The 337-nt window shown below is 40.4% G+C and carries 1 protein-coding gene; it reads left to right on the top strand.

Features of this window, described 5'->3' with window-relative positions; translation table 11 throughout:
• Nucleotides 1-337, top strand: a 337-nt coding sequence (locus VEI_RS10355) for a hypothetical protein (protein ID WP_161801409.1), incomplete at both ends; no start/stop codon positions are given.

Below are 337 nucleotides of genomic sequence, written 5' to 3'. Positions count from 1 at the left end.
TGGCGTTGTGAAATACGATGTAAATACAGCATCAATTACTGCTGGTACAGATGGTACAATCACAGGCCCAACTACAGATGGTGTAGCAACAGCTAAAAACGTAGCTGATGCTATTAATGCAGCTAAAAAAGCATCTAAAACTGAAATCACTGCTAACACAGGTGAAGCAGCTAATGCAACAACAGGTAATGTGACATTAACATCTACCACAGCTGCAGATGGTCATACTATTTATGATGTAAAACTCAATGATAAAGTGACACTTGGTACTGGTGCTAATGCTGTAACTGTTGATGGTACAACGGGGGCCATTACAGGTAAAACGGCTACTATTGGT

The organism is Veillonella tobetsuensis (genome assembly GCF_001078375.1).
GTDB lineage: Bacteria > Bacillota > Negativicutes > Veillonellales > Veillonellaceae > Veillonella > Veillonella tobetsuensis.
Note: the sequence above shows the minus strand (reverse complement) of the source record. Positions and strands in the feature narration are given on the sequence as shown.